Annotated in this window: 5 protein-coding genes; 4 read left to right on the forward strand and 1 reads right to left on the reverse strand. The window is 68.5% G+C overall.

Annotation, left to right across the window (positions count from 1 at the left end; translation table 11 throughout):
* Positions 1-31: 31 nt before the first annotated feature.
* Complete coding sequence (locus ACFWF3_RS26530) at positions 32-676, reverse strand: DsbA family protein (protein ID WP_379316054.1); 645 nt, start codon at positions 674-676, stop codon at positions 32-34.
* Positions 677-826: 150 nt separating this feature from the next.
* Between ACFWF3_RS26530 and ACFWF3_RS26535 the strand changes: the two genes are divergently transcribed.
* The 4 genes from ACFWF3_RS26535 to ACFWF3_RS26550 all read left to right on the forward strand — a co-directional run.
* On the forward strand, positions 827-2047 hold the full coding sequence (locus tag ACFWF3_RS26535) for an NAD(P)/FAD-dependent oxidoreductase (protein WP_379316056.1): 1221 nt from the start codon (positions 827-829) through the stop codon (positions 2045-2047).
* A 94-nt stretch (positions 2048-2141) separates the two neighbouring features.
* Complete coding sequence (locus ACFWF3_RS26540) at positions 2142-2540, forward strand: YciI family protein (protein WP_266298409.1); 399 nt, start codon at positions 2142-2144, stop codon at positions 2538-2540.
* Between the two features lie 66 nt (positions 2541-2606).
* Positions 2607-3755: an RNA polymerase sigma factor gene (locus ACFWF3_RS26545; RefSeq protein ID WP_379316058.1), complete on the forward strand. Its 1149-nt coding sequence runs from the start codon at positions 2607-2609 to the stop codon at positions 3753-3755.
* Positions 3756-3861: 106 nt separating this feature from the next.
* The coding region (locus ACFWF3_RS26550; protein WP_379316060.1) for an NUDIX domain-containing protein at positions 3862-4154 on the forward strand (293 nt) is incomplete at its 3' end.

The following is a 4154-nucleotide window of genomic DNA, read 5'->3' on the forward strand; positions in this document are numbered from 1 at the left end:
GTGCCCGCTGCGGGCACCCCCGACCGCATGCTCAGTCGAAGACCGGGTCCTCGGTGCGGGTGCGCTTGAGCTCGAAGAAGTGCGGGTACGAGGCCAGCGCGACCACGCCGTCCCACACCTTGCCCGCGTCCTCGCCGCGCGGGATGCGCGAGAGCACCGGCCCGAAGAAGGCAGTCCCGTTGATGTGGATGGTCGGCGTGCCGACATCGGGGCCGACCTTGTCCATGCCCGCGTGATGGCTGGCCCGCAACGCCTCGTCGTAGTCGGTGCTGGTCGCGGCCTCGGCGAGTTCGGCGGGCAGGTTCAGTTCGGCGAGCGCGTCGGCGACGACCGCGTCGAAGGTCTCCTGCAGCGTCTCGCGCTCGTACTCGGCTTTGCGGTCGTGGATCCGGGTGCCCAGCGCCGTGTAGAGCGGGGACAGGATCTCGTCGCCGTACTTCTGACCAGCGGCGGTGACGACCCGCACCGGGCCCCACGCGGCAGCCATCATGTCGACATACCGCTCCGGCAGGCCCTCTTTGCCCTCGTTGAGCACCGCCAGGCTCATCACGTGGAAGCGCGCTTCGATATCGCGCACCTTCTCGACCTCCAGGATCCACCGCGAGGTGATCCAGCACCACGGGCACAGCGGGTCGAACCAGAAATCGGCGACATCCTTGGTGGCCTGCTCGCTCACGATGGGTTCCTCTCGGGTCAGCTGCGGTGGGCCGGGTCGCCCCACCGATTGGTGCAACCGCATCACCGCCGGAATCGTTCCCGTGGGTGAAAACGCGCACTAAGCTCGGGTTGCGAGGAGTCCGGGTCGTCCGCGAGAAGGGGTCCGTTCATGAGCTCGAATCAGCATTTCGTCGTCATCGGTGGAGGTCTGGGCGGAGCGAAGATCGCCGAAGCCCTGCGCGCCAACGATTTCGACGGCCGCGTCACTCTGCTGGCCGCCGAAGAGGAGCTGCCGTACGAGCGCCCGCCACTGTCGAAACAGCACCTGGCGGGCACCCAGCAACTGCCCGATTTCACCGTCGATCCGGCTGCTTGGTACCGCGATCACCACGTCGACCTGCGACTGGGCACCACCGCGACCGCGTTCGATCCGATCGCCAAGACGGTGACACTGCCCGACGGTTCCACGCTCGACTACGACAAATTGGCTCTCGCCACCGGTTCGCGAGCCCGCACGCTCGACATTCCCGGCGCCGATGCCCCCAACGTCTATACGCTGCGCACGATCGGCGATTCGAACGCGCTGCTCGAGATACTGCGCACCGACCGGCGCCTGGTGATCATCGGGGCCGGGTGGATCGGTCTCGAGGTCGCCGCGCAGGCCCGCGCCAAGGGTGTCGAGGTGACGGTGATCGAGACGGCCGATCTGCCGCTGGTCACGGTGCTCGGCCCGGAGATGGGCGCGTTCTACGCCGATCTGCATCGCGCGCACGGCGTCGACCTGCGCACGAACACCTCCGTCGACGCCATCCTCACCGACGAGGACGAGGCGACCGGCGTGCAGCTCGGCGACGGCACCGTGGTGCCCGCGCAGGCGGTGCTGGTCGCGGTGGGCGCGCAGCCCAATATCGAGGCGGCCACGGCGGCCGGGTTGGCGGTCGACGGCGGCGTGCTGGTGGACGCCGCCCTGCGCACCAGCAACCCCGATGTGGTGGCGGTGGGCGATATCGCCGAGCAGGACCATCCGCTGCTGCACCGGCCGATCCGCATCGAACACTGGGCGACCGCGCTGAATCAGCCCGCCGTCGCCGCGAAGACGATGCTGGGCAAAACGGCTGTCTACGACCGGCTTCCGTATTTCTTCAGCGATCAGTACGACGTCGGGATGGAGTACTCCGGCTATGTCGGACGTGGCGACGACGTGCGGGTGGTGGTGCGTGGCGATCTCGATGAGCGCGAATTCGTCGCGTTCTGGCTGGACACGCAGAACAGGGTGCGCGCGGGGATGAACGTCAATGTGTGGGATGTGACCGACCGGATCAAGCAGCTGATCGGATCGGCGGAACCCGTCGACCCCGACCGGCTGGCGGACCCAGGCATCCCGCTGTGATCCACTTCACAGCGATCGTTGTGTCGAAGACTGCTCATCGGCTCCGACCAACCGTCGAACGCGCCGCGAGGGCGCAGCGAGCAGGAGCCGAATCATGAAATTCATGCTGGTCAAGACCTATTCCGAGACCGCCTACTGCGACATCCCGCTGCCGGAGTGGGCACCCGAGGACATCGCCGCCCATATCGACTTCCAGCGGGCGCTGGGCGAACAACTCGCCGCCGCGGGCGAACTCGTCGACGCGCAGGGCCTGGCCGCACCCGATCAGGCGATGATCGTGTGCTCCGACGGTCGCTCGGCGCCGGTCGTCACCGACGGGCCTTTCCCGGAGACCAAGGAGTTCCTGGCCGGTTTCTGGGTGGTCGATGTCGATTCTGTCGAGCGCGCGGTCGAGATCGCCGCGCAGGCCTCCGCGGCGCCGGGCCCCGGTGGCAAGCCGATCGGGGAATACATCGAGGTGCGCCAGATCATGAGCGCGCCCGACGTGGCCTGAGGCGAGACGCTGACTGCGCGCATCGAGGGCCTGCTGCGTGAACTCTCGCCGCAGGTCCTCGGCGTATTGGTCCGCCGCTTCGGTGATTTCGACCTCGCCGAGGATTCGGTGCAGGACGCGCTGCTCGCGGCGGCGACCCAGTGGGATCGCGACGGACTTCCGGACAATCCGCGCGGCTGGTTGATCCAGGTCGCGCAGCGGCGGATGGCCGACGCGGTGCGCGCCGAGGTGGCGCGGCGACGCAGGGAGACCACGGTTTTCGTGCGGGATGTGCCCGTCGAGGCGGTCGGTCGCGATGACACCCTCGACATGTACTTCCTGTGCTGCCATCCCGACTTGCCGCCCGCCGGAGCGGTGGCCCTGACACTGCGGGCGGTCGGCGGCCTGAGTACCGCCGAGATCGCGGCGGCCTTCCTCGTCCCGGAATCGACCATGGGTCAACGTATCTCGCGGGCGAAGAAGCGTCTGGCCGAATCGGATCGGCCGTTCGCCGACGGCGCGCACGACAGCACCCGGGTGAGCGCGGTGCTGCAGGTGCTGTACGTGATCTTCACGGAGGGGCACACCAGCACCACCGGAACGGGGTTGCGTCGCGGGGACCTGTCGGCGGAAGCGATCCGGCTCACGCGTGCGCTGCGCACGCTGCTCCCGGAAAACGCCGAGGTCACCGGTCTTCTCGCGCTGATGCTGCTCACCGATGCCCGACGCGCCGCCCGCTCCGGGCCGCACGGAGAACTGATCCCGCTCACCGAGCAGGACCGCTCCCGCTGGGACCGCACCCAGATCACCGAGGGTCTTCGCCTGCTCACCGCGACCATGCCTGCCGGGCTGACGGGTCTCTACCAGATGCAGGCCGCCATCGCGGCTCTGCATGCGCAGGCCCGACGCCCCGAGGACACCGACTGGACGCGAATCCTGCAGCTCTACACCATGATCGAACGTCTGACCCCCAATCCGATGATCACCCTCAACCGCGCGGTCGCCACCGCGATGGTGCACGGTCCGGTAGCGGGGCTGGCGGTAGCCGACAGCGTCGCCGAGCCGCTGGCGCGATCGCACCGCCTCGCCGCCGTCCGCGGGCATCTTCACGAAATGGCAGGCGAGCAGGCTGCGGCCGTGCGCGAATACCAGCGGGCGGCCAGACAGACCGCCAGCGTGCCGGAACGCGACTACCTATTGCTGCGCGCCGCACGTCTGCGAGCGGGCGACCCGTGACATCAGGAGCTGTCGTCCGACCCCGAATTCGCCGGTGTGCAGCTCGCTTTCGCCGTCACCCAGGCTGGCGACGTCGCGCGAGCAGGCGCCTGGCAGACTCGCTCCGATGACGGACGTTTTCAGTGCGGGCGTGCTGGTGTATCGCCGCGTCGAGGCCGGAATCGAGGTCCTGCTCGGGCACATGGGCGGGCCGCTGTGGGCGAAGAAGGACGCCTCGGCGTGGTCGATTCCCAAGGGCGAGTACCTGTCCGAGGAAGAGTCCGCGCGCGACGCCGCCGGGCGGGAGTTCACCGAGGAACTCGGGCTGCCGGTACCCGAGGGCGAGTGGATCGACCTCGGTGAGGTGAGTTATCGCAGCGGGGCCAAACGCAAGTACCTCACCGTGTGGGCGGTCGAGGG

This window comes from Nocardia sp. NPDC060220 (genome assembly GCF_042727815.1).
In the GTDB taxonomy this organism is placed as follows: Bacteria; Actinomycetota; Actinomycetes; order Mycobacteriales; family Mycobacteriaceae; genus Nocardia.